A 25,623-nucleotide genomic window follows, 5' to 3' on the forward strand; every position below is an offset into this window, starting at 1 on the left:
ATTGCCGGGCACGGTTTGCAAATGCAAAAAGAGCAGGCATCTCTGCCCGCTCTTTCTGCGAATGGTTTTGATCTAAAAGAAAGATTTGATTAACCGCAAATTCCACGTTTCAGACCCTGGATCATGTACATTCCTGCAACTGCTCCCTGATCTGCAACACCTGCTGCTTTCGCTGCAAATACTGCAGCTTTACCAAATTTCGGAACCATGTCTTTGGTTGCTTCCACACCTGCAGCTGCTCCCTGGCACGCTGCCTCAATCACTTCTTCCATTGTCTTTCCGACTGCTGCTGCCTCTGCTGCACTCTTTGCACCTGCATCTACAGAATCCAGAATGGTTCTGTCACCCAGCTCACATTTGCCTCTCTTCTTAATACCTGCTGCAAATGCGGTCAGATATACCGAAAGCTCTTCTGCACCAAACTCTGTCTTTCCTTTCAGTGCTTTTCCGCCTTCCATCACGCCGCTGCTCATCAGAGTTCCCATGGTACTAGGTACCAGGCCTGCCATCTTCATGCCAGCCTTCATCAAAGTCTTGCCAATGTCTCCCGGCTCGGTGTTCTCTTTAATCAGCTGAGGAAGTGCTCCATAACCTTTGTCCATGGTAAGTCCAAGATCACCATCTCCCATCTTGGCATCCATATCACAAAGTTCTTCTTTTTTTTCAGCAAACATTGATGCAACTCCGGCAAACAATTCCGGCAGCTGCTCTGTTGTAAATTTCTCCATGATCAAAAATCCTCCTCAAATTCGGTCTTAAGCCTGAGTGTAGAACGGAGTCTTCACTGGCATATCAATCCATTTCTTCATCTCATCATCTACTTTGCAGATACTGATGGAAGCTCCTGCCATCTCCATACTGGTTGCATATTCGCCGACGAATGTACGATAGGTCTTGATTCCCTTCTCATCCAGAATCTTACGAACACTTCCGGACAGAATATAAAGCTCTTCAATACTGGTAGCGCCAAGTCCGTTAACCAGAACGCAGATTTCTTCGCCTTCTTTTACCGGCATATCATCAAGCAGAGTCTTCATGCTCTCTTCTGCCAGCTCATCTGCAGTCTTGATCGGTCCGTTCCACACGCCCGGCTCACCATGGATACCCATACCCATAGCCATCTCATTTTCTCCAAGAGTGAAGTTGGAATGTCCAACCTCCGGAATAATACACGGAGTCAGTGCAAAGCCAACAGTTCTTGTATTATCTTTTGCTTTCTGCGCTGCAGCCAGAACCTCATCAAGGGTTCCCATCTCTGCTGCTTTTGCTCCTGCGCATTTGTACATAAAGAAGATTCCTGCAACGCCACGGCGGGTATCCGGATTTGCGTTACTGTTGACATCATCTGCGCCAACGATGCTTCTGGTCTCGATGTCATCCATTTCGCACATCTCGGCAGCCATGTCAAAGTTCATGATATCTCCGGTGTAATTGCCGTACAGATACAGGATACCTGCGCCGGCTTCTACTTCTTTGCTGACATTATAGATCTGCTCAGCGGACGGGCTCTGGAACACACCACCAACTCCGCAGCCATCAAGAAGACCATCCCCTACATAACCAAGGAACAGTGGAAGATGTCCGGTTCCTCCTCCGGTGATAATGGCAACCTTGCCATCTTTTTTATTTGCGGTACAGTAGCAGCGAAGATCGCCTTCAACATACTTTACCTGATCCGGATGTGCTGCGTAGATACCTTTCAGCATATCGTCAGTATAGTTTTCCGGTGCATTGATAATCTTTTTCATTTTTATAAGCCTCCTGCTTTTATTGTTGTCAATTACTCTACATTGTCAATCCAAGTTCTTCCGGGATGGAAGCGAAATAGATATCATCATGACTGGTATTATTTTTAAAGATACATGCGCTCATGACTTCTTTTCCAACTGCAAACGGCACTGCATGCCATACAGACGGTTTCAGGGAGATTCCGAATCCTGCCGGAATGTAGAAAGCTTCCACATTCTCTGCCTTGAGGTCTCCTGCCGGAGCCATACCCACAATCAGGTCACCATCCATAGCCAGAAGGTTCTCTGTCGTATGGTCATGTGCCTCAAAATCTTTCAGCACAAACTCATGCGGGATGACTTTCATCAGGTTGATGGAAGTCGGATTGTCAATCACTACTACCTGCGGATACCAGAGATGGGATGCCGGATTTCCTCCTGCCTCGCGTCCTTCAATGGTAAGTACCTCGCCGTACGGGGCAAATGCCTCTTTTGTCAGTTTTTTCACTTTGATTGTTTTCATGATGCAGCACACACCTTTCTTCATTTAGATTTGATATAAGCTAAGCCGCTTTTTTCTTTGCTGCCCGTTTGTCCAGATATACATCCAGCAGAAGCGCTGCTACAAGCAGGCATCCGTTTACAAATGTCTTTGCGTTGTCATCCATATGCAACAGACCAAATGCGTTGGCAATCATCTGCAGAAGGATCGTAGCCAGTGCCACGCCTGTTACACGTCCTTTTCCACCATCCGGATGGATTCCACCAAGAACGACGATCAACAGAGTCAGAAGTGTATAGGTAGAACCATTAGAACTCTTCGCACTGTTCAAATGGCTGGTAATCAGGATTCCGGATACGCCGCCCAGAATACCGCTGAACATATGTGTCATAATGGTTACGCGTAAAGTATTGATTCCGCTGTATCTGGATGCTTTCGCATTACTTCCCAGGAAATAGATCTCATTACCGAAGACAGTACTTCTCATAACAAATGCTACCACTGCCACTACAATGATGTAGATAAACAGTACATACGGAATTCCGGCAACTGTGCCGTTTGCAATATTTTTGAAAGCATCACACATACCGTTGATTGCCGGACCTCCGGTAATTCCATAAGCAAGACCGGTGTAAAGCTGCAGTCCGCAGAGCGTTACCAGCATGGCCGGAATATTGAAATATCCGATGATAAATCCGTTGAAAGCACCACAGGCGCCACCTACTACAAGCGCTGTTACAATTGCAACCAGAATTGCCGAAATTGCCATGCCTTCGCCGCCTTCTGTCATTTTGGTAACAATCATGGCTGCCAGTACACCGGTAAAGTTCATAATTCCTACCAGGGACAGATCAATACCGCCGGCGATCATGCACACCATCATACCAAACGCAAGAATACCATATTCCGGGAACTGGAAAATCATGGATTTTGCATTTTTCAATGTAAAATAGTTACCCGGCTGAAGAATTGCCATCAGGATCAGGGCCAGCACCATCAGTCCAACTATGGTCAGAATATGGGTGTCCGGCGCCGTTTTATGTAAAGCTTTGTTTTTCATATCCGTACACCTCCTTAAACCTTACCCATTTTTTCGATACGTTTTGCCTGTACAGAAGAAAGAACTGCACCAAGAAGCAGTACCAGGCCTACTGCGAATGTCTGCCAGCAGGTCGGAACACCCAGCATGTTCAGGTTGTTCTGTACCAGCGTGATCAGAAGCACACCGAGGATGGTTCCTCCTACACTTCCGTGTCCGCCGGTCAGACGACATCCTCCTACAACACATGCAGCGATGATGATCATCTCTTCTCCCATCAGAGCGGTAGTCGTACTGGAGTGCATCAGCGTTGTGTAGATCATGGCAGTTGCACTTGCCATAACACCACAGAAAATGTATGCGATAAACTGAAGTTTTCTTACATTAAAGCCTGCAATTCTTGCAGCATTACTGTCGCCACCAATCGCATAGATTCCTCGTCCCAGCATGGTATATTTCATTACCAGTGCCACTACAATACACAGAATAACCGGAACCAGGAACAGTGCAGTCAACGGATAGTTAAATCCGGTGTTCGGATCCACATAAGTCAGTAAATTCACGCTGTAGACAGCTTCCAGAGAAGACGGAAGAGTTGTGAACTCTCTGGTACCAAGAAGCATGATCAGTCCTCCGGAAGCCACACTGCTGGTAGCCAGCGTTGCAATCAGCGGCGGAAGTTTCAGGTAAGATACCAGCACTCCGTTCAGAATACCGAAGACTAGTCCGATCAGCATTGCCAGTCCGAAGAAAAACAACGCATTGTCGGGCCCCATGTCATTGTTATAAAGATACAGCGGCACATACATAGCCACACATCCGACTGCGGGGAAAGATACATCGATTCCTCCGGAAATGATGACGATCATCTCACAGATTGCAAAACACATGGTAAAAATACCGGCACGGCAAAGGTTAATCAGCGTTGCCGGACTGATAAATGCCGGCTGACGGATTGCCGCCACGATACAGAATACAACCATAACGTAGATCAGAATCATCGGAGTACTGGTTATGGCTAATTTCCAATCCCGTTTCCTTCTCATTCTTTTGCTCCTCCTTTCGTGGCACCGACCAGAATATTTCCAAGAGTTCTCTCATCAATGGAATTATCCATGCTGCCGGAAAGTTTTCCGTCACGCATTACCACGATTTTATTACAATTCTGAACCAGCTCCGGCAGATCGTCGGAAATAATAATGATTCCAACACCTTTCTTTGCCAGTCCATGAAGAATTTCATGAATTTCCGCTTTTGCTCCGATATCCACACCAACGGTCGGACCGTCCAGAATGAAGAGCTTCGGATTGGTATTCAGCCATTTTGCAATAACGACCTTCTGTGCATTACCGCCGGAAAGTGTACGGACTGCAGGTTTCGGTGACGGAGCCTTGATTTCAATCTCCTTAATCCAGTGATTAGTAGTATCCTCCATCTCCTTCTCGTCCAGCTTTCCGCCCTTCATATATTTACGGATAGATGCTGCGATCACATTGTCCTGAATAGATTTCTCCATAAAAAGTCCCTGAGTCAGACGATCTTCCGGTACATAACCGATCTCATTTGTCATAGCATCCTTGACGCTCTTAATCTCAATTTCTTTTCCATTCAGGAAAATCTTACCGGATTCTGCAGGTGCAATTCCGAACAGAGCTTCTCCAATTTCACCACGGCCACTTCCCAAAAGTCCCGTGATACCGAGTACATCTCCTTTATGAAGGGTAAAGGACACATCCTCAAATGCGCCTTTACGGCTCAGATGCTCCACTCTTAATACTTCCTCTCCACTCTCTTCCGGTGTATATTTGGTCTCCACAATATCGCGGCCAGTCATATCTTTCGTAAACCGTGCCTGGTCATATTCTGAAATATCACCGCTGGAGATGTAAGTACCGTTTCTAAGAATCGTCAAACGGTCTGCAATGCGGTAAATCTCATCCAGTTTATGGTTTACAATCATAATGGCAATTCCTTTTTCTTTCAGGGCACGCACAATATCCCACAACTTGTCTACCTCTCTTGCGGTCAGTGCTGTGGTCGGCTCATCCAGAATCAGAAGTTTTGCATCATTGATAATCGCACGGCAGATAGCTACCATCTGTTTGTTTGCAACAGACAGACGCTCCAGTTTAATATCAGGATCAATATCTGCTCCAACCTGTTCCATGGCTTTTGCTGCCACTTCATGAATCTGTTTCCAGTTTACAAATTTTGATTTATTTTTCAGTTCCCCATTCAATGCAATGTTTTCTGCAACTGTCAGATTAGGAAATACAGCAAAATCCTGGTAGATAACTTGGATTCCTCTGTTAATTGCATCCATGGGTTTCATATTTTCGACTTTTTCTCCATCAATCCAGATGGAACCTTCATCCGGGTGATGTACACCGGATATTGCTTTAATCAGTGTAGACTTACCACAGCCATTTTCTCCGGCCAGACAGTGAATCTCACCCTTTCTGATTTCAAGGTCAACACCTTTTAATGCGTGAACACCGCCAAATGACTTTTTCACGCCTTCCAATTTAAGGAAAACTTCCTCAGACATGCTCCGGCTCCCCTCTTTCTGCTATCTTATCTTTTCTCAAAACCATAATTTATTACGTAAATATTCCATTTTACGTATCAGAGCCCTTGCGGCACTGCTGCCACAGGGGCTCTGGCTACATCATTCATTCATATGTAACTGCCGCTACCTTTGTATTGCATTTTAGAAATCGTACTCGTCCATGTTATCTTTGGTAACATCAACACGTGCATTTCCGTAGAGAACAGTTCCATCTGCGGTCAGACTCTCATATCCTTCTACATTCAGAGCATCCGGAGCTTCACCGTTATCAAGGACATCAATAGCAAGCTCGATCATAGCCTGTCCAGCTTTTGCCGGATCCCATACGGAGAATGTATTGATAACGTCTTTTTCTACATAGTTACGAGCGATAGAAGTCATAGAAGTACCAACAACTGCTACTTTACCGGTCAGACCAAGTTCATCAACTGCCTGTGCTGCACCAACTACGTCAGTAGATGCAGAACCTTCGATTGCAGTGATATCCGGGTTAGCCTGCAGAAGCTCTTTGGTCTGGTTGTAGGAAGAAGTAGTATCATCACCGGTCTCATAACGGCCAAGTTTCTTCATATTGGTATTAGCTGCGAAATACTCGTCAGCTGCGTCACACCACTCGTTGTGGGAAACACTGTTCAGGTCTCCAACGAACTGGATGTAAGTTCCTTCTCCTCCGGTAATATCAGAAATAGCCTCAGCGAAGTGTGTACCATAATCAGCATTTACGAATGCCTCGATATCATAATCGAAGTATTTCGGATCCATGGAAGATGCCTCATGAGTGATAACTACGATACCCTGCTCACGTGCTTTCTCAAGTACCGGTGCAAGAGACTCGGAGTCAAACGGTACTACACAGATTGCATCCCAATCCTCAGCAAGCATCTGCTCTACGATACCAGCCTGGTCAGCACCTTCTGCTGATCCACGGTATACATAATCTGTTCCGTTCTCTTTGTTGTAATCGTTAACGCCTTCCTCCATACGCTGGAACCATCCGATGTTGGTCATCTTCGGAACAACGGCAATCTTGTAATCTCCACCTTTGGATTCTTCTGCTGCTGCATCTGCAGAAGTATCTGCGGTATCAGCTGCCTCGGTGCTGTCACTTGCTGCTGTGCTGGAATCAGAAGAACTGCTTCCGCATCCTGCCATCATCGTTGCTGTCATGGCAACTACCATTCCCAGTGCTAATAAACTTTTTCTTTTCATGTGTCAAACCATCCTTTCATTGTTATTATATAGAGCACCCGGTCATCTCCCTCCCTAAGGAGAACACAGGTGCCTGACACCTTTTCAATAAGCCTGCACTTCTGAAAGTACCGGTATGGACGGGGCTGCGCCTCGTCTTGTAACTGCAATCGCAGAAGCTTTCGCTGCCTGATCCATTGCTTCTTTTGCGGAAAGTCCGCTTAAAATTCCTCCGATGAAGTATCCGGTAAAGGTATCACCGGCTGCTGTGGTATCCACTGCCTGTACTTTGTAAATCGGCTGAATTACTGTTTCTTCATGATTCTTAAATACAGAACCCTCACTTCCCATGGTCAACACAATGGATGCATGCGGAAACCTTTCCAGAAGCTGTCCTGCGATCACTTCCCAGGTCTCATCTCCGGTCGTTTCTTTTCCAAGAATCTGAGATGCCTCTACTTCATTTAATAAGAAGTAATTCACTGTGTCCAGCGGAAGTGTGGAAATCTTTTCATTCATAGGTGACGGATTCAGCACGGTCACAAGTCCTTTTTCATGTGCCTTCTCCATAATGTAAGCAAGTTCATTAATCTCATTCTGCAGTACGATGTAATCACCTTTTTCAAAGTGTGCCATTACTTCGTCTACCTGTTCTCTTGTAATTGCCTGATTGGCTCCTCCATAGAGAAGAATGCAGTTATCACCGCTCTTATCATTCTGTATTATGGCATTTCCGGTTCTCACTTCATCAAGAACCTTCACATATTCTGTATGAACGCCTGCATCTTTCAGCATGTCCAGCAGAAACATTCCATCCTGTCCAATGGCACCTGCATGATAAACTTCCGTACCGGCTTTGGCCAGAGCTACGGACTGATTCAGTCCTTTTCCTCCTCCATATACACCCAGTCCGTCAGAAGAAAGTGTTTCGCCCTTTTTCACAAAATGCTCAACCTTATATGTATAATCTATATTCAATGATCCAAAACAAAGCACTTTCATTTTCATACCTCGTAAATAATGTCAGGAAAAAAATTTTCCTAAAACATTTTCGTTAAATTGAATATATCACTTTGCACAATGATTGTCAATATATTTAATTTTATTTTTGCACCTTGCATTATCGACAAATTCGGATATAATTATTTTTATGTGAAAAATGTATCATATAACAGATCAGGGGTATTTTTATGACGATTAAGGAAATTGCACAACTGGCCGGTGTATCTGTATCGACTGTTTCAAAAGTAATGAATAATAAAGATTCCAGCATCAGTGCTGAGACCAGAGAGCGTGTTCTTCAGACAGCAAAACAGTTTAACTATGTTCCGTATGCCGGCTCTGCCACGGGTGACACCAAGTCATTTCTTCTTGGAGTGATCTTTTCCTCATCCAACGCCCTGAAAATGATTGACGGCATTCTCGATGCCGCACAGGCGCAGGGATATCAGGTCATCACCTTCAAAACATATGGAGATCAGGCAGAAGAAGAGAATGCCATTGCAGCTTTCTGCAAAAATAATATCGATGCCGTACTGTGGCAGGCGACGGAATCTGTCAGCCCCAAACTCAAGAAAAAACTTCGTTGCCATAATATCCCCTGCCTGTTTCTTCCATCTGCCAGTAATTTCTTCAAGACAGACGATGTTGATTTCAGCCGCATCGGATATACGGCTGCGGAAAGCTTTATTCGGACTGGTCACAAAAAGATTGCTTTTCTTTCTGCCTCCTCTTTCTACAGTGATTCTTTCTTTAAAGGATATAAAGAAGCGCTCTTTAATGCCAATCTGTCATTTCAAGAATCCTTCCTGTTCCATCAGATTGACGAACTGCTGCTGACCCGAATCGCATCGGGTTTTATTTCCGCCATCTTTGTTCCTGACTGCCTGGATGCGGTAAAACTGTACGACATTCTTACACGCCGTCATTATCGGATCCCCCGTGATCTCTCCATGATCACCACCAAAGATGATCGGACCGAGACAGCCCTGATTCCACAGATTTCTTCCATTGACATACCTTATTATTCTTTCGGACAGCATCTGGTCCGGAATCTAATCGCACTTCTGGAACAGAATGTGGAACCTGATGATTTTAAGTTGAGATGCCAGCTGAAAAATAAAGTTTCCGTCTGTCCTCCAAGGCCGTTACAGAAAAAACATATGACCGTCATCGGCAGTATTAATATTGACAATTATCTGACCGTCAATCAGCTGCCTATCTCCGGAATGACCAGTACCGCGTCCACCCTCGCTCTCTACCCGGGTGGCAAGGCAGTCAATATGGCCATCGGCGTATCCCGCCTTGGTGCGGAAGCCAGTGTGCTGGGAGCAATTGGAACAGATCTTGATTCTGACCTGATTTTCACTTCATTGGAAGAACATGATATCATGACTGACAAGCTACTCCGTTTTTCTGACACTCCTACTGGCCGCGCCTTCATCTTTGTACAGCCGGATGGCGACTCAACAATCTCTATTCTGACCGGAGCCAATGATCTGTTGGAAGCTCATCATGTGACTGAGAACGAAAAAATTTTTGATAACTGTTGCTGCTGTCTGTTGCAGACTGAGGTTCCGTCTCCACCACTGATTGCAGCCGCCAAAATTGCGCATGAAAGAGGAATTCCCGTGATTCTGAAACCCTCCTCTCGTATTTCTCTGGAACCGGAACTGTTAAAATACACCGATATTATCGTTCCCAACCAGAATGAGATGAAGACCCTGGCACCCGGAAATGACTTTGAGGAACGTACACAGTACTTTCTGGACGCAGGCGTGTCCATCGTCATCGTCACCATGGGTGAATATGGATGCACACTGAAAACCCGGGAGGCTGAAAAGCATTTTGATATTCCCTGCAGTTTTATCTCCGTGGACAACACTGGAGCCGGCGACGCGTTCATCTCCGCTCTGGCTGTCTATCTTCAGAGCGGCTATGAACTGGAAGCAGCCATTCGGATCTCCATGTATGCTGCAGGTTTCTGTATTTCCAGAGAAGGTGTTGCACTGTCTATGATCGACAAAAACACTCTGGAATCCTTTATCAGGAAAAAAGAGCCCGATCTTTTACACAATTAATTTTATGCAAAAAGGGACTGTTGCTTCACAACAGTCCCTTTAGATATCTATTCTGTTTTTTCTGCTTTCTTCTCTTCTTTCTTCTTTTTTCGTCCTTTTCGGATCTTCTTCACTATCAATACTGCAATCACAATGATCACCGCCCAGACTATGAGGATTGGCAGGGAACCAAGTACTACGATAACAAATCCCCGTATATCTCTGCCTACTGTATAAAGACTGTTGCCAAACCGGTCTTTGATCTCACCGAAGAAGCTCTTTTCGCCGGTATCGGTGACCCGTTCCACTTCGTCCACATCCACATTAACCGTACTGTAGTCAATCTGGTTATCCAACAGCCGAAGCTGACTTCCGTAATTTTCCAGTTCATACCGCACATCAGAGAGCTTGCTCTCAATGGCCAGCAGATCTTCCATATTTTCTGCCTGCGCAAGAAGTTCCAGAAGACGCTCCTGCTCTGTCTCCAGTGCTTTCTTACGACTTTCCACATCCACATACTGGAGAGTTACATCCTCTACAGATTCATTTTTCTGGGTTACATTTCCAAGTTCACTCACGATATCCACAAACTGATCCAGCTGCTCTGACGGGATCCGGATGGTATAGCTTGCATACCGGGTACTCTGATGATAGTAACTGTTTCCGCTGATCGAGGAATTTTCAATATAGCCTCCCAGTTCTGTGGTTTTTGCGCTTAAATCACTTAATACAGAATCAAATTCTGTAGTCTGTAAGGACAGATAAATGGTCCTGATCAGTTTCCGTCCGTTCTCGACCGTAGGCTCCAGTCCATTCTCTGAGGTAATGCCACTTCCACTGTCCATGGCCGTTTCTTCATAGGCATCTTCGGACAAATCTTCTTCATACTGACTTCCCGCATAAGCCGTGTCCATGGCAGCACTGCTTTCCGAAACCGCATTTTTCGTCATCATCATGGACTTGCTGCCACAGCCTGCCGCTAATACCATCATTCCTGCCAGTAAGAACGCCAATACTCTCTTCTTCATATAATCCCTCCTTTACTGTCCGGAGGCTTCCGATGCCTCCTGTTCTTCCATTTTCTGTGCAAACACATCTTCAAAGGTAAATTCTGCACTGATCTGCTGTCCGTCCACATAGGCAATGAGCCGATACTCCTGTGCACCATAATCAATGTCATAATCCGTCAGGTCAATTTCCAGATTCACAGCCATCTTAGCTTCCAGCATCTTCCACTCCCGCTGCCGGTACTGTTTATGTGGAATCACATACCATGTGCTGCCGACACGAACCTCCAGATCATAGCCGTCCAGATACCGTACTGCCTCTTCTCCGGTATTTCCGATAGCCAGAACTATCATCGTGTTGTCCTCATCCTGCACCGGGCAATTCACCAGCGTTGTCAGCGTCTCCAGAAGTTCCGGCACTTCCTGCTGTACTGCAGGATAAATCATGTTGCCGCAGTAAGAAATTCCTTCCTGTGACGGATCATTAACCTCGCCCTTCTCCCACTCTTCTTCCTCCGCTGTCAGGCTCCCCGGTGCGGCATCTGCTGCTTCTTTCTGCGTCCCTGCATCTGCACTGTCTGCTGTCGCCATTGCCTCTTCGATATCCTCTGCTGCACTCTCTTCTAACACGGCATCGTCATAAGTAGAGGTATCCATAGCGGTTTCCGTTTTCACACTTTCCGAAGCAATTTCCGGATGAAACAGATCTTTTACGTTCCAAACCAGGAATCCTGCCACCAGAAAAATCAGTACTGTTGCTGCCATCTGTCCATACCGCGGTGAGAAATGTCTGCGGATCTCCCTTTCTTTTTCTTTTCGCACCGCCTCTTCCCCGTCATTTAACAGCTGATCCATCTTTTCTTCAAACGATTCTGAAAAAGTATGGCTTCTTGCGATTTCCCGTTCCGGAGGTACAAAGCTTAAATCCTCATCAAGACATTCTTCCAGTACCCGTGCAAGAAGCCTGTCTCTGTCTTTATTTCCCACGGTTTCCTCGTCCTGCTTTTTCAAGCTCCCTGCACCTCCTTTCTGATCATTTCCTGCAGCTTTTTCCTTGCCCTGAAGTATCGGATATTCACGTTTTTCGCAGAAATTCCCATCACATCGGCAATCTCCGCATCTGACATCTGGTACATAAATTTGTACTCAAATACGGTACGGTATGTATCATCCAACTCCAGCACACAGGCTACCAGTCTGTGATAGTTCTCTTTTGTCAGATAGTGATCCAGCATGTCACCTCCGACTTTGAGTTCACCATATTCTTCCGGCAGCTCCGCCTCCGGCACTTTTTTTCGCAAAATATCCACTGCCTTGCTGCGCACGATGGTCGCCAGAAAGTTCCGGGCACGGTCACTGTGAACATCCTCTATTTTGTCCATATGTCTGGTCAGTGCCAGAAAAGCCTCCTGTACCGCGTCTTCCGCCAGATGAGCGTCCTGAAGTTTCTGATTTGCCACATACCACAGAAAATGCCGGTATTGATAATAAATCTCTGTAAATTTCTGTTGTTCTTCCGGATCATCCAGAAGTGTCAGAAAGAAAAACATGTCGTATCCTCCGGTAAATGCATTTACATTAATACAAACGTGATTATTTTTTATTTTACTACACTTCCGCCGGAAAATCTTCTGAATTTCTCTTAAATATTCCTAAAGCCGGGTTCTTTTTCCAAAAACCCGGCTTTTACAACAGATAGATTTATTATTCATTCAAGGTTACAGTCTGGGGCATGGTAAATTCCACACATCCCATGGAACCCGGTGCTACGTCATACTCGTTGAAGCAGATTACTACATGGCCTTCTGCATCCACATAGAAATCCTGATCTTCTGCGATCTTGTCGAAGTTCCACTCCGGTACATCCGGATCATCCAGCCAGTACTTCACGCTCTCGTCTGTTGCCATCTGCTCCTTCATCTGTTTCTTCACTTCTTCGCTGATGGTATCCACGTAGTCATTTCCACACAGATCTTTGAGAGTCAGCTCTTTTCCGGTCAGTTTATCTACCGTGTAATGTTTGTGCTGCTCATAACCGCTGCCAGCTCCCTGATAAAGGATGAGTTCCAGAGAGAAAAGTCTGTCATTGTCTGTCAGTACCTTGCTGTCGATATAAATATCCTGGTAACCTTCTTCATTTTTCATACTCTCTTTGAACTCGTCAATGAGTTTGTTAGTTTCCTCTTCAATATCAAAATTGATGGCATCTGCAGATTTCTTTGCCTGTGCTGCCGTATCGGTATCCGTATTCCCATCTGTACTATCCTGCACTTCTACCTGCGGCACTTTTACATTGGCCATATTCCGTTCTTCGTCCACCTGATATTCTCTTACGGTTGTGATTTTAAACAGATTTCCCAGAAGTGGAATCTGCTGCATGGCTGCCGCTGCTGTCTGACTCGTATTTGGAAGGATCAGCACAATGGCCAGTACCGCTGCTGCACTTGTACATGTTTTCCATAATTTTACTTTTTTTACTTTTCTCTTATCTTTTTTAGCTCTCGCTATAGATGCTTCCATCCGCTCTTTCATATTCTCAGGCACTTTAATTTCCTCATACTCCTTTTTCCAGTTTCCCATATTCCGCCCCTCCTGTTTCCATATATTTTTTTAATTTATCCATAGCCCGGTAGAGTCTGCTTTTCACTGTATTCACATTCAAATTCATGGTTTTTCCAATATTTTCCAGTTTTTCTTCTTCAAAATACCGCAGCACGACAATTGCCCGTTCCTGATTATCCAGTTTTTCTAACGCTCTCTGAAGATCTATGTCTTCCACTTCGTCTTCTTTTCCCTGCTCCGGTAAGCTTTCCATGTCTACGGATGCCAGTTTATTTTTCTTCAAGAAGCGTAATGCCTCATTTATCACAATCTTACAGATCCAGGTATCCACATATTCCGGTTGTTTTAAAAGATCACTTTTCAGGATTGCCCGATAAGCGCCTTCCTGAACGATATCCATCGCATCCTGCTCACAAAATACATAGCTGTAAGCCATTCTATAATATTTTTCATAATTCTTTACCAGGCACTCATGCACAAGCGCCTCTTTTTCTGAAGCTTTCATATTTATCTCCTCCTTTCATTTTCTTTTATCTATTAGACCCTCGTATACAGAAAAAAGTTTCACGAATCCGTGAAACTCTTTTCTTCTTTTTCTTTCTACACCCGGATCTTCGTTCCTTTCTGATCCCGGCTTCCATTTTTCAGTTTCTGCAGTGCTACTTCTTTTTCTTTATAAAGAATATTCCGTTCTTCTCCATCTGCCAGTGCATACACCTCTTCCAGATGATCTTTGGCAGACAGCTTCATGGCACGTACGCCGATGGCTGCCTTCTTCTTCTCCGGGATTTCTTCTACAGGGAACCGTAGGAAAAATCCTTCCACAGACTGGAGCACCAGCTGGGTGTGATCTCCCACCAATCCGGCATAGAGCACCTCGTCTCCTTCATTTAACTTGGTCGCCATACTGGTTCTGGTACGCACGTCATATTCATAACCGCTGACAGTCTTGGTCATGCCGTATTTGGTCACAAAGAGCATGGTGCCAAGAATCAGGTCTTCCATGCTGCTCACGCAGACAATCCGTTCCTGTGCACTGTCAAAGTTACTGTAGTTATCAATCGGAAATGCCTTGTCACGGAATTTTCCATAGGGCAGCTCCTGTACTTTTGCCGTGTACATTTTTCCGGTGTCCGTGAAGAGACAAAGTCGGTCCGTATTGCGGCAGGTAAGCACATAACGGCTTTCGCTGTCAGCAGCCTCCTTATTTCTCTCATAGGTAGCTGTATCCACTGTTCTGCAGTAACCAAACCGGTCCATAAGAAATACCACCGGCATCTCCTCGATCTTCTTCTCCACATAGACCGCTGCCTGGGCGTTGACAATGTCTGTCTTCCGCTCTTCTCCATAGGATTTCTTATAACGTTCCAGATCCGCAATGATCACTTTCTGCATCTCATCATAATTGTTAAGAATTTCGGAATAGCGGGCAATATTTTTCATGGTCTGATCATGTTCTTTCATGAGAGCCTCGATCTCCAGACCAATAAGCTTATAGAGCCGCATTTCCAGAATCGCCGTTGCCTGACGTTCCGTGAAACGAAGTTTCTCTGCCTGCGCTTTTGACTGCTCTGATTTAAAACGGATTCCTTCCGTCGCACCACTCATGAGACAGCCTTTTGCCATTTTCAGATCCCGGCTGCCTCTTAAAATTTCTATAATCAGATCAATCACATCACAGGCTTTGATAAGGCCTTCCTGGATTTCTTTCTTATCCAGTTCTTTATTTAACAGCGTTTTGTACTTTCTCGTGTTCAGTTCAAACTGGAAATCAATGACTTGATCGAAGATCTGTTTTAGACCCAGAGTTTCCGGTCTTCCATCTGCAACTGCCAGCATATTCACACCAAACGTATCTTCCAGTCTGGTTTTCTTATAGAGCATGTTCGTGAGCTGCTCCGTGTCCGCACCCTTTTTCAGTTCCAGTACAATGCGGATGCCTTCCTTGGAAGACTGGTTGGTAATATCCACGATGTCTGTAGTCGTCTTGCTCTCCACAAGGCTTCCGATATCGTTTAAGAACTTTCCAATGTTAGCACCGATCATCGTATAGGGAATTTCCGTAATCACCAGCTGTTCTTTCCCGCCTTTTAGTTTTTCCACTTCAACACGTCCGCGGATCTTGATTTTTCCTGCACCGGTCCGGTAAATCTCCGGAAGCTCGTCTTTATTTACCACGATGCCGCCTGTAGGGAAATCCGGTCCCGGCATGATCGTGAGCAGCTGTTCCACAGTCAGTTCCGGATTCTTCATATAGGCTTCCATAGCGTCAATAGTTTCTCTCAAATTATGAGGCGGGATGCTGGTGGACATACCAACTGCGATTCCCTCGGCTCCATTGATGAGAAGATGGGGAATTCTCGCCGGAAGGACACCTGGCTCTTTCTCCGTCTCATCAAAGTTCGGCACAAAATCCACAATGTCTTTATCAAGGTCTGCCAGCAGAGCTTCCTCGCTGACTTTCTGAAGACGGGCTTCTGTATATCGCATTGCTGCGGCACCATCTCCCTCGATGGAACCAAAATTTCCATGGCCGTCAATGAGAGGCAGTCCTTTCTTGAAATCCTGGCTCATCACAACCAACGCTTCATAGATGGAGCTGTCTCCATGGGGATGGTATTTACCCATCGTATCGCCGACAATACGGGCACATTTACGGTAGGGGCGGTCACTGCGGATGCCCAGCTCATGCATATCGTAGAGAGTTCTTCTTTGTACCGGTTTTAAACCATCCCGCACATCCGGCAGAGCGCGGGCTACAATGACACTCATGGCATAGTCGATATAGGACTTCTGCATGATGTCAGAATATTCTGTTTTGATAATCATTTCTTCACTCATGAAAAGTCCTCCTTACACATCCAGCTCTGCGTCAACCGCATTGTCATAAATAAATTTCCGTCTTGGCGGCACTTCCGTTCCCATCAGCATCTCTGTTACAGAGGCAGCCAGTCTGGCGTCCTCGATCTCCACCAGGCGGAGTCTTCTGTGCTCCGGATCCATGGTCGTCTCCCACAGCTGGGAAGCGTCCATCTCACCGAGACCTTTGTATCGCTGCAGGGTAAACGCACCGGTATGTTTCTTTCTGTATTTTTCCAGGGCCTTGTCATCATAGAGGTATTCTTCCTTGCCTCTCGATGGCATGGCTTTATAAAGGGGCGGCATGGCAATGTACACATGTCCCTCATAGATCAATTCCGGCATAAAGCGGTAGAACAAGGTTAAAAGCAGCGTACTGATATGGGCGCCATCCACGTCCGCATCGGCCATAATAATAATTTTGTCGTAACGAAGCTTTGTAATGTCGAAGTCATTTCCGTATCCCTCGGAGAATCCGCAGCCAAAGGCATTGATCATGGTCTTGATCTCCGCATTGGCCAACACCTTGTCGATACTTGCCTTCTCCACGTTCAGAATCTTACCGCGAATGGGAAGAATGGCCTGATAGGTCCGGTTTCTTGCCGTCTTGGCAGAACCGCCTGCCGAATCTCCCTCCACGATAAAAATCTCGCATTTGGAAGCATCCCGGCTCTCACAGTTGGCCAGCTTTCCATTGGAATCAAAGGAAAATTTCTGTTTCGTCAGAAGGTTGGTTTTTGCACGTTCCTCTGTTTTTCGGATCTTCGCCGCTTTCTCAGCGCAGCCAATGACCGTCTTTAAGGTCTCCAGATTCCGGTCAAAATACCGCTGAATCTCTTCTCCCGTCACCTTCGCAGTGGCCTTGGATGCATCCTGATTGTCAAGTTTGGTTTTGGTCTGTCCCTCAAACCTAGGTGCCGGATGCTTGATGGAGATAACTGCCGTCATACCATTTCTGACGTCTGCTCCGGTAAAGTTCACATCTTTGTCTTTCAAGACCCCCAGTTCTCTGGCATAGGAGTTGATCACAGTGGTAAAGACCGTCTTAAATCCCGTAATATGGGTGCCACCCTCTGCATTATAAATATTGTTGCAGAATCCAAGAACATTTTCATGGAACTCATTTACATACTGAAATGCTGCTTCCACAGTGATGCCGTCACTCTCCCCCTTGAAATAGACCACATCATGAAGTGCTTCCTGGGATTTATTCAGATCCTTTACGAATCCTACCAGCCCGTCCGGCTCATGGTATACGATATGTTCTACTTCCGAACCTCTCCGGTCTTCGAAAATGATGGTCAGTTCCGGATTCAAATAGGCCGTCTCATGCATGCGGCTCTTGACTTCCTCTGCCTTAAAACGAGTTTTTTCAAAAATCTCCGGATCCGGCAGAAAGTTAATCTTTGTTCCGGTCTTTCTTGTCTTTCCGATGATCGGAAGCAGACCATCGATCAGTTCAATCGTTGGATTTCCTCTTTCATAATGGTCATGATGGATATAACCGTCCCTGGATACTTCAATATCCAGATAGGTGGACAGAGCATTGACCACAGAAGAACCTACTCCATGAAGTCCACCGCTAGTCTTATATACGGAATCATCAAATTTTCCGCCTGCATGAAGTGTCGTAAATACCAGACGTTCTGCTGACATTCCCTTCGCATGCATGCCTACCGGAATTCCCCGGCCGTTATCTGCCACCGTGCAGGAACCATCCTTTTCCAGATACACCTCGATCTGGCTGCAGAAGCCTGCCAGATGTTCATCCACTGAATTATCTACAATCTCGTAAATGAGATGATTCAAGCCTTTGGTAGAAACACTTCCGATGTACATACCGGGACGCTTCCGAACTGCTTCCAGTCCCTCCAGGACAGAGATACTGTCCGCATCATAGGTGCTGCTTTTTGCCATATTTTTCTACTCCTTTATAACACAGCAGAGCCGCAGAAGGATATCGATCTGCGGCAGTTACTGAAATTTTACATTATTTACATGGAAACACGTTCTGCGATTTCCGCCATCTTCGCTTTGTTGAGGCGGGTGTCACCTTTTACTCTGGAATAGGACAGATATCCGTTCATGCGGTCGATCTTGGTCAGATTCCTGCTTCCGCATTTCGGGCAGACCTCCATATCCAGTTCCTGATACCCACAGTCATCGCAGTAGGCCAGAGACAGGTTCACGCCTTCATAAAACCCTTTCTTCATGGCTCTCCGCACCAGAGTACGGATGGCTTCTTTATTATATCCTACCGGATAACGGACATACTGGATCTTTCCGCCATTGCACAGCTCCCAGAACCGTCCTTCTTTGTCCTGTTTCTCGATAGGTGTCATATTTTCCGTTACATGGCAGTGGAAACTGTTGCTCACATACGGGCGGTCAGATACATTTTCCACGATACCGTATTTCTTACGGAACTGTTCAATCTGCAGGCCACACAGACTCTCTGCCGGGGTTCCGTAGATCGCATAGAGAATACCGTCCTCTTCCTTGTACTCGTTGACCTTCTTGTTAATGTATCTCATAACCTCCAGGGCAAACTCTCCATCCTCACGGATGGATTTTCCATTGTACAGCTCCTGCAGCTCATTAAGGGCAGTGATGCCAAAGGAAGCGGTCATAGGTTTCAGAAGAGGCTTAATCTTATCACTCGGCTTTAAGTGTCCGCCGTAGAAACCACCCTCGCAGTAAGCCAGCGGGTTAGTGGATGCCCTCATCTCACCCAGATAATCATAAGTGCGGATATGAAGGTTTCGGATCATCTCCAGATAGTAATCCAGCACTTCATAAAAATCCCGGTTTTCAGAGCGGGACTGAGCCAGAATCATCGGCAAATGAAGGCTGACCGCACCGATATTAAAACGTCCCACGAAAATCGGCTTATCATTTTCATCCGCCGGCTTCATGCCGCCTCTCTCGTACCAGGGACTTAAGAATGCACGGCATCCCATAGGACTGATGACTCTGCCGTATTTCTGGTACATTTCAGAAATATAACCCTCTCCGCTCATGGACAGCCAGTCCGGGTACATGGTCTTAGAGGAACACTCCAGTCCTGCTTCAAAGACATCTTCGCAGCAGCCACCTTTTCCGTGAATAGCCTCATCATAGAGGAATACGATCTTCGGGAACAATACCGGTTTTTTATTGCCCGGTTTGCCCTGTCCTCCCTGATGCACCTGAAGGAGGGAAATATTACACATTTTTGCGAATCGTTCCTGTCCAAGACCCATGGTCACGGTCACGAAGGGATAATCTCCTCTGGAAGAACCAACAGTGTTCAGTTTGTATTCAATTCCCTGCCATCCCTGATCAAAATCACGGCGGACTTTGTTCATGGCATATTCTTCTGCCTTTTCCTCTGTGCCTTCCCATGACGGATCGGTATATTTCAGGAATTCTTCCCTGTATTTCTTATAGCTCTTCTCTGCATAGGGTGCCAGCACCTTATCCACTTCCGGCACGGTAAATCCGCCGTACTGCTGGGCTGCGGTACTTAAAATAATGTCTCCCATGACATCGAATGCGGTATCCAGGGTCTTTGGCTCGTTGTACCACACATTACCCATCTCAAAACCGCCAGTAAGCACGCTTGCAATATCAAAGAGACAGCAGTTCATGGTATCCAGACGTGCAGACTGGTCATGAATATAGATATAACCGTCTCTGCAGGCCTGCAGCTCGTTCCGGTTCATGAAAAACTTCCGGTACAGTTCCTTGTTCAGCTCATTGAAGATCAGGCTTCTCTTGGTAGCTACCAGAGCACTGTCCGTATTGGCATTACTTTTATCTCCAATGTAGCGAATAGACTGGCTCTTGGTATAAACGTCATCCATCATATGGACAAAGTCTTTTTTATAATTCCGGTAATCCCGGTAGCTCTTTGCCACTGCAGGGTTTACACGGTCGAGAGCACCCTCCACAATGTTGTGCATATCCTGAATATCAATATTTTCCTTGCCCAGCGATTCTGCCTGTTCCTGAGCAAATTCACAGATAAACTGAATCTCTGCTCTTGAAAATTTATATAATATACGTGCTGCAGACTTATTCACTGCATTCACAATCTTTTCAACGTTAAAAATCTCTCTTGTCCCGTCTTTTTTGACTACGTATAACATCCGCTCACCCCTACTATATCTTGTGTTTTTTTTCTCTATCAAATCGATATGTTGATTAAAAGTATATACCAACCACTTCGAATATGCAAGTCGCAATGACGCTGAAAACTCTACAAGAATCTTTTTCGAAATTCTGCTATATTTCACAAACTTGAAAAAGAAAGCGCTGCCCTCTTGACAAAGAGAGCTGCGCCTTATCTTTCGCATCCGGTTATTTCATAAACCGGTCAATTGCCTCAGTCAGATCGGCAATGGCTTCCATGTCTCCACATTCCACCGCCTCCACCAGACAATGTTCAATATGGTCTTTTAAAATGACCTTTCCGGTGTTATTGATCGCCGATTTTACCGCAGAAAGCTGAATCAATACTTCGCTGCAGTCCCTTCCTTCTTCCACCATTCTCCGGATGGATTCCAGATGCCCGATAGCACGGGACAGCCGGTTCAGCACTGCTTTTGTATTCGCATGCGTGTGGGTATGTCCGTGAGCATGCGAATGTTCATGCTCATGGGTATGTCCCTGCTCATGATGATCATGGCCCTGCTCCTCGTGCTCGTGGGTATGAATGTGCTCATACACTGTGCCGTCTGGAGCAACATGAGTATGTGTATGCTCTTCTGACATGCCTGCCGCCTCCTTATGATTACAGATCACAATTCTTTACGGTTCTCGGGAACGGAATCACGTCTCTGATATTTCCCATACCGGTCAGATACATCACACAACGCTCAAATCCAAGACCAAATCCGGAATGATGAGTAGAACCATATTTCCGAAGATCCAGATAGAAACCATACTGCTCTTTATCAAGTCCCAGCTCGTCCATACGTGCTGCCAGTTTGTCGTAATCATCCTCTCTCTGGCTTCCGCCGATGATCTCGCCGATACCCGGAACCAGACAGTCCATGGCAGCTACGGTCTTGCCATCTTCATTGGCTTTCATATAGAATGCCTTGATTTCCTTCGGATAATCTGTTACAAATACCGGACGCTTGAATACCTGTTCAGTCAGATAGCGTTCATGCTCTGTCTGAAGATCGCATCCCCAGGATACTTTATAATCAAATTTATCATTATTCTCTTCCAGAATCTTCACAGCCTCTGTATAGGTTACATGTCCGAACTCGGAGTTCAGTACATGATTCAGGCGGTCAAGAAGTCCCTTGTCTACGAAGGAATTGAAGAAATTCATCTCCTCCGGAGCATTTTCCAGCACATAGCGGATGACATATTTGAGCATTGCCTCTGCCATCTCCATATTGTCGTCAAGATCTGCGAATGCCATCTCCGGCTCGATCATCCAAAACTCAGCTGCATGACGGGTAGTGTTGGAATTCTCCGCACGGAAGGTCGGCCCAAATGTATAGATATTGCGGAATGCCTGTGCATAAGTTTCACCGTTTAACTGTCCGCTAACAGTCAGGTTCGTCGGTTTGCAGAAGAAGTCTTTGCTGTAATCTACTTTTCCATCCTCTGTTTTCGGAATGTTGTTAAGATCCATGGTAGTTACCTGGAACATCTCTCCTGCACCTTCGCAGTCACTTCCAGTGATCAGTGGCGTGTGTACATAGACAAATCCCTGCTCCTGGAAAAATTTATGAATCGCATATGCAGTCAGCGATCTTACCCGGAAAACAGCCTGGAACGTATTGGTTCTCGGTCTTAAATGGGTCATGGTACGCAGATATTCAAGGGTATGGCGCTTTTTCTGCAGCGGATAATCCGGTGCGGAAGCACCCTCTACCGTTACCTCTGCTGCCTGAATCTCAAAAGGCTGTTTTGCCTGTGGGGTAGCCACCAGTGTTCCTTTTACAATAACGGCTGCACCTACGTTCAACTTGCCGATCTGTGCAAAATTCTCCATGGTGTCATGATATACCACCTGCAGTGTCTCAAAAAAGGTACCATCATGAAGCACCAGGAAACCAAAGCTCTTGGAATCTCGGATACTGCGTACCCATCCGCCTACGGTAATCTCTTTGTCAAGATAAGCTTCTCTGTTTTTATATAATTCACGAACGGTTATCAGTTTCATTTCTTTTTATATCCCCTTCTGTTCATAAAAATTACCGGCGTGTCCGTTGGCATCTTTTGCCCGCCGCTTATAGCTAACGCCCATTATAACATACTTCCCCGCCATACGCAAATAATGCATGCAGTCTTTTTGCCTGCATGCATCAATTTTTCCCATATTTCGTCACATTGTATCCGGATGTCTCGGATGAGCCTCCAGAAAATGCTGTTTCACTTCCAGGAATTCTCTCAGATCCATCAGTACATGAAACAGAATTGCCCGGTTTTCAAATTCCTCCCTGGTTCTCGGCAATGCTTCCAGATTCATCTGATCGAGCACTTCTTCCAGTTTCCAGAGCTGTTCTTCCGGAGAATCTTTCTCCGCAGAACATTCTGACAAATACTCCAGATACCTGGCTACATAGACCGCCTGCTTTGGTACCTTCCGGATCCTTATCACACTGTTTCGAAGCGTCTGCAGCATGGAGCACTGCTGAAGCCTCATCTCCAGATAATCTGCATAGTAGTAATCCTCTTCTCCAAGCGTATTATCCACCTGCTCATGGGCATGTCGGAGACCATCATGAAGGACTTCTTCCAGATCATCCAGATCCACCCAGACATCCCCGGAAGACTTTCTCTCCTCCAGATACTCCGCCATCTCAGTCAGAACCCTTTTCATGCCCTGCTCTGCCGTCTTTACATCCTCCCGGATTTTCTTCCGGTAGCTTGGCATCAGCCAGTTCATTCCCAGTGCCAGGCCTGTTCCAATCAGGATCAGAGTCAACTCATTCAATGCGAAATTCAGGCTGTAATCCGGCGTCATCAGGTAATGTGTACCCATTACCGCATTGACCGAAATGGTATTCTGCCAGTTGAAAAGGCAGCAGCATACTACCATCAGTAAGATATATACGATATAGTTCACCCACCCTGCCGGTGGAAAATGAAAGCATGCATAAATCAGCCCCACGCACAGGAGAAAGGACAGAATTCTGTCAACTGTCAACTGAATCGTATCCTGTCTCGTGTCCTGTACAGTCAGAAGGGTAATAATCCCGGCCGATGTGGCATAGGAAAGACCCAGGAGTTCTGCCGCTATAATCGCCATACCGCTTCCAGCCGCTATTTTCAGCGCTTTCAGTAAAAGTCTCCTGTATTTGTGTGAACCCATGAAAACTCCTGTTATTTTATATTCATTATCGTCCGCTGTATACCAGACCCTGCTCGGAATCCATAGTCACAAACGTACCGGATTTCAGAATTCTGGTTGCATTCTTCGCCTCGGTAATAACCGGAATATCCAGCGCAATACCGACAATGGCCGCATGGGAATACCGGTCTCCCTGCTCGGTAATGATACCTGCGGCATCTTTGAGCTGCGGCATCATGTCATTATTGGTTGCAGATACAACCACAATATCTCCCGGACGGAAGTTCTTTGCCAGATCATCTGCGGAATTGCAGACACATATATTTCCGGAGGCCTTCAATGCATTGCATCCTCTTCCGGTGAGCAGCGTATTTCCTGCCACCTGGACTTTCAACATATTGGTCGTACCGGAGAGTCCCAGCGGTACGCCTGCGGTAATGACAACCAGATCACCTCTGGAAATCAGTTTCTTATCCTCGCTCAGTTTCACTGCATGGTCAAACAGATCATCTGCTGTCTCTTCTTCCTGCATTTCTACCGGAATAACGCCCCACATCAGGCTCAGCTGACGGCATACCCTCGAATGGGTTGCACATCCGATAATCGGACAGGAGGGACGGTATTTTGCAATTCGGCCAACGGTACGACCGGATTTAGTTACGGCAACAATCGCTGCTGCATTCAGATCCATGGCAGTCGTACAGGTTGCATGGGAAATGGCATTGGTCACATCCGGACGCTCTGCCAGACGTCTTGGTTTGAACTCTCTGGAATAATCAATATCCTTCTCGGTACGCTCTGCAATTCTTGCCATGGTGCGCACTGCCTCGATCGGATATGCACCTGCAGCCGTCTCACCCGACAACATGATGGCACCGGTTCCCTGATAGATGGCATTTGCCACGTCGGAGGTCTCTGCACGGGTCGGTCTCGGGTTCTTGATCATAGAATCCAGCATCTGGGTCGCGGTGATAACCGGTTTGCTCGCTTTCAGCGCCATACGAATCAGTTTTTTCTGAATAACCGGCACTTCCTCCAGCGGAATCTCCACACCCATATCACCACGGGCTATCATGATACCGTCTGCCACGCGCAGAATCTCCTCACAGTTCTCCACTCCCTGCATATTTTCAATCTTCGCAATAATATGAATGTACTGTCCGCCTTTTTCTTCCAGAATCTTACGGATCTCCAGAATATCATCTGCCGTTCTTGTGAAGGAAGCAGCAATAAAATCATAATCCTGCTCAGCCGCAAACACGATATCCTCATAATCTTTCTGGCTGACAAAAGGCATCTTCAGTTCCACGCCCGGAACATTGACACCCTTGTGGTTGGAGATGAAACCGCCGTTCTTCACCTGGCAGACAATCTCTTCTCCTTCGATTTTCTGCACTTCCATGCCGATGAGTCCATCATCAATCAGGATGGAATCTCCCGGTTTTACATCTTTGTAAAGCTGTTTATAAGTAATGCTTACTATCTCTGCATTTCCAACAATATCTTCTGTCGTAAGAACAAATGTCTGTCCTTTTTTCAGTTCGACTTTGCCGCCCTCAATATCTCCAATACGGATCTCCGGTCCCTTGGTATCCAGGAGTGCTGCCACCGGGAGTCCCAGTTCTTTCCGGAGTTTTTTCACCATATCCAGTCTTTTTTTCTGTTCCTCATGGCTTCCATGGGAAAAATTCATTCGCGCCACGGACATTCCTTCCAGCATCAACTGGCGCATTACGTTCTCATCATCAGTTGCCGGTCCCAGTGTACATACAATTTTTGTCTTTCTCATACTTCTTTCATGTCCTTTCCATTTC

The 25,623-nt window shown here is 46.0% G+C and carries 21 protein-coding genes; 1 reads left to right on the forward strand and 20 read right to left on the reverse strand.

All coding sequences use genetic code 11. The features are described 5' to 3' along the window. Nucleotides 1-89: 89 nt before the first annotated feature. The 8 genes from LKD36_RS00260 to LKD36_RS00295 all read right to left on the reverse strand — a co-directional run bounded on the left by LKD36_RS00260 (nt 90) and on the right by LKD36_RS00295 (nt 8,027). A complete protein-coding gene (locus LKD36_RS00260; protein WP_118769152.1) occupies nt 90-728 on the reverse strand; it encodes a dihydroxyacetone kinase subunit L in 639 nt (212 codons plus the stop codon). Nucleotides 729-755: 27 nt separating this feature from the next. Continuing rightward, nucleotides 756-1,748, reverse strand: coding sequence for a dihydroxyacetone kinase subunit DhaK (locus LKD36_RS00265; RefSeq protein WP_118769151.1), 993 nt, complete (start codon nt 1,746-1,748; stop codon nt 756-758). A 37-nt stretch (nt 1,749-1,785) separates the two neighbouring features. Next, nucleotides 1,786-2,250: an ureidoglycolate lyase gene (locus LKD36_RS00270; RefSeq protein ID WP_308458223.1), complete on the reverse strand. Its 465-nt coding sequence runs from the start codon at nt 2,248-2,250 to the stop codon at nt 1,786-1,788. 40 nt (nt 2,251-2,290) lie between these two features. Further along, nucleotides 2,291-3,289, reverse strand: a complete 999-nt coding sequence (locus LKD36_RS00275; RefSeq protein ID WP_118769149.1) for an ABC transporter permease — start codon at nt 3,287-3,289, stop codon at nt 2,291-2,293. Nucleotides 3,290-3,303: 14 nt separating this feature from the next. Beyond that, the gene (locus LKD36_RS00280) at nt 3,304-4,314 is read right to left on the reverse strand and encodes an ABC transporter permease (protein ID WP_118769148.1); all 1,011 of its coding nucleotides are present in this window, start codon (nt 4,312-4,314) and stop codon (nt 3,304-3,306) included. Then, nucleotides 4,311-5,816: a sugar ABC transporter ATP-binding protein gene (locus LKD36_RS00285; RefSeq protein ID WP_118769147.1), complete on the reverse strand. Its 1,506-nt coding sequence runs from the start codon at nt 5,814-5,816 to the stop codon at nt 4,311-4,313. The genes LKD36_RS00280 and LKD36_RS00285 overlap by 4 nt, the downstream gene beginning before the upstream one ends. 162 nt (nt 5,817-5,978) lie before the next feature. Beyond that, a complete protein-coding gene (locus tag LKD36_RS00290; protein WP_308458224.1) occupies nt 5,979-7,046 on the reverse strand; it encodes a substrate-binding domain-containing protein in 1,068 nt (355 codons plus the stop codon). 84 nt (nt 7,047-7,130) lie between these two features. Continuing rightward, nucleotides 7,131-8,027: a ribokinase gene (locus LKD36_RS00295; protein WP_118769146.1), complete on the reverse strand. Its 897-nt coding sequence runs from the start codon at nt 8,025-8,027 to the stop codon at nt 7,131-7,133. A 188-nt stretch (nt 8,028-8,215) separates the two neighbouring features. Here LKD36_RS00295 and LKD36_RS00300 point away from each other — a divergent pair, with 188 nt between their 5' ends. Next, nucleotides 8,216-10,105 (forward strand): PfkB family carbohydrate kinase, encoded by a 1,890-nt coding sequence (locus tag LKD36_RS00300; protein ID WP_118769145.1) that lies wholly within the window; start codon nt 8,216-8,218, stop codon nt 10,103-10,105. 47 nt (nt 10,106-10,152) lie between these two features. On the opposite strand, the gene LKD36_RS00305 is transcribed toward LKD36_RS00300, so the two are convergent. The 12 genes from LKD36_RS00305 to pyk all read right to left on the reverse strand — a co-directional run bounded on the left by LKD36_RS00305 (nt 10,153) and on the right by pyk (nt 25,598). After that, nucleotides 10,153-11,112 (reverse strand): DUF4349 domain-containing protein, encoded by a 960-nt coding sequence (locus LKD36_RS00305; protein WP_118769144.1) that lies wholly within the window; start codon nt 11,110-11,112, stop codon nt 10,153-10,155. Nucleotides 11,113-11,124: 12 nt separating this feature from the next. Continuing rightward, on the reverse strand, nt 11,125-12,102 hold the full coding sequence (locus LKD36_RS00310; RefSeq protein ID WP_118769143.1) for an immunoglobulin-like domain-containing protein: 978 nt from the start codon (nt 12,100-12,102) through the stop codon (nt 11,125-11,127). Then, complete coding sequence (locus LKD36_RS00315; protein WP_118769142.1) at nt 12,099-12,641, reverse strand: RNA polymerase sigma factor; 543 nt, start codon at nt 12,639-12,641, stop codon at nt 12,099-12,101. Before LKD36_RS00315 ends, LKD36_RS00310 begins: the two co-directional genes overlap by 4 nt. A gap of 154 nt (nt 12,642-12,795) precedes the next feature. Next, the gene (locus LKD36_RS00320) at nt 12,796-13,671 is read right to left on the reverse strand and encodes an RsiV family protein (RefSeq protein WP_118769141.1); all 876 of its coding nucleotides are present in this window, start codon (nt 13,669-13,671) and stop codon (nt 12,796-12,798) included. Then, the gene (locus LKD36_RS00325) at nt 13,646-14,158 is read right to left on the reverse strand and encodes a sigma-70 family RNA polymerase sigma factor (RefSeq protein WP_118769140.1); all 513 of its coding nucleotides are present in this window, start codon (nt 14,156-14,158) and stop codon (nt 13,646-13,648) included. Before LKD36_RS00325 ends, LKD36_RS00320 begins: the two co-directional genes overlap by 26 nt. 95 nt (nt 14,159-14,253) lie before the next feature. Beyond that, on the reverse strand, nt 14,254-16,494 hold the full coding sequence (locus tag LKD36_RS00330; RefSeq protein ID WP_118769139.1) for a DNA gyrase/topoisomerase IV subunit A: 2,241 nt from the start codon (nt 16,492-16,494) through the stop codon (nt 14,254-14,256). A 12-nt stretch (nt 16,495-16,506) separates the two neighbouring features. Continuing rightward, a complete protein-coding gene (locus tag LKD36_RS00335; RefSeq protein WP_308458225.1) occupies nt 16,507-18,429 on the reverse strand; it encodes a DNA gyrase/topoisomerase IV subunit B in 1,923 nt (640 codons plus the stop codon). 77 nt (nt 18,430-18,506) lie between these two features. Then, nucleotides 18,507-20,642: an anaerobic ribonucleoside-triphosphate reductase gene (gene nrdD, locus LKD36_RS00340; RefSeq protein WP_308458226.1), complete on the reverse strand. Its 2,136-nt coding sequence runs from the start codon at nt 20,640-20,642 to the stop codon at nt 18,507-18,509. Between the two features lie 211 nt (nt 20,643-20,853). Next, nucleotides 20,854-21,267 (reverse strand): metal-sensing transcriptional repressor, encoded by a 414-nt coding sequence (locus LKD36_RS00345; RefSeq protein WP_308458227.1) that lies wholly within the window; start codon nt 21,265-21,267, stop codon nt 20,854-20,856. A gap of 19 nt (nt 21,268-21,286) precedes the next feature. After that, on the reverse strand, nt 21,287-22,678 hold the full coding sequence (gene asnS, locus LKD36_RS00350; RefSeq protein WP_308458228.1) for an asparagine--tRNA ligase: 1,392 nt from the start codon (nt 22,676-22,678) through the stop codon (nt 21,287-21,289). A 162-nt stretch (nt 22,679-22,840) separates the two neighbouring features. Beyond that, nucleotides 22,841-23,830: an aromatic acid exporter family protein gene (locus tag LKD36_RS00355; RefSeq protein ID WP_308458229.1), complete on the reverse strand. Its 990-nt coding sequence runs from the start codon at nt 23,828-23,830 to the stop codon at nt 22,841-22,843. 25 nt (nt 23,831-23,855) lie between these two features. After that, the gene (gene pyk, locus LKD36_RS00360; RefSeq protein WP_308458230.1) at nt 23,856-25,598 is read right to left on the reverse strand and encodes a pyruvate kinase; all 1,743 of its coding nucleotides are present in this window, start codon (nt 25,596-25,598) and stop codon (nt 23,856-23,858) included. Nucleotides 25,599-25,623 lie beyond the last annotated feature (25 nt).

The sequence above is a fragment of the Hominiventricola filiformis genome, assembly GCF_020686965.1.
In the GTDB taxonomy this organism is placed as follows: Bacteria; Bacillota; Clostridia; order Lachnospirales; family Lachnospiraceae; genus Hominiventricola; species Hominiventricola filiformis.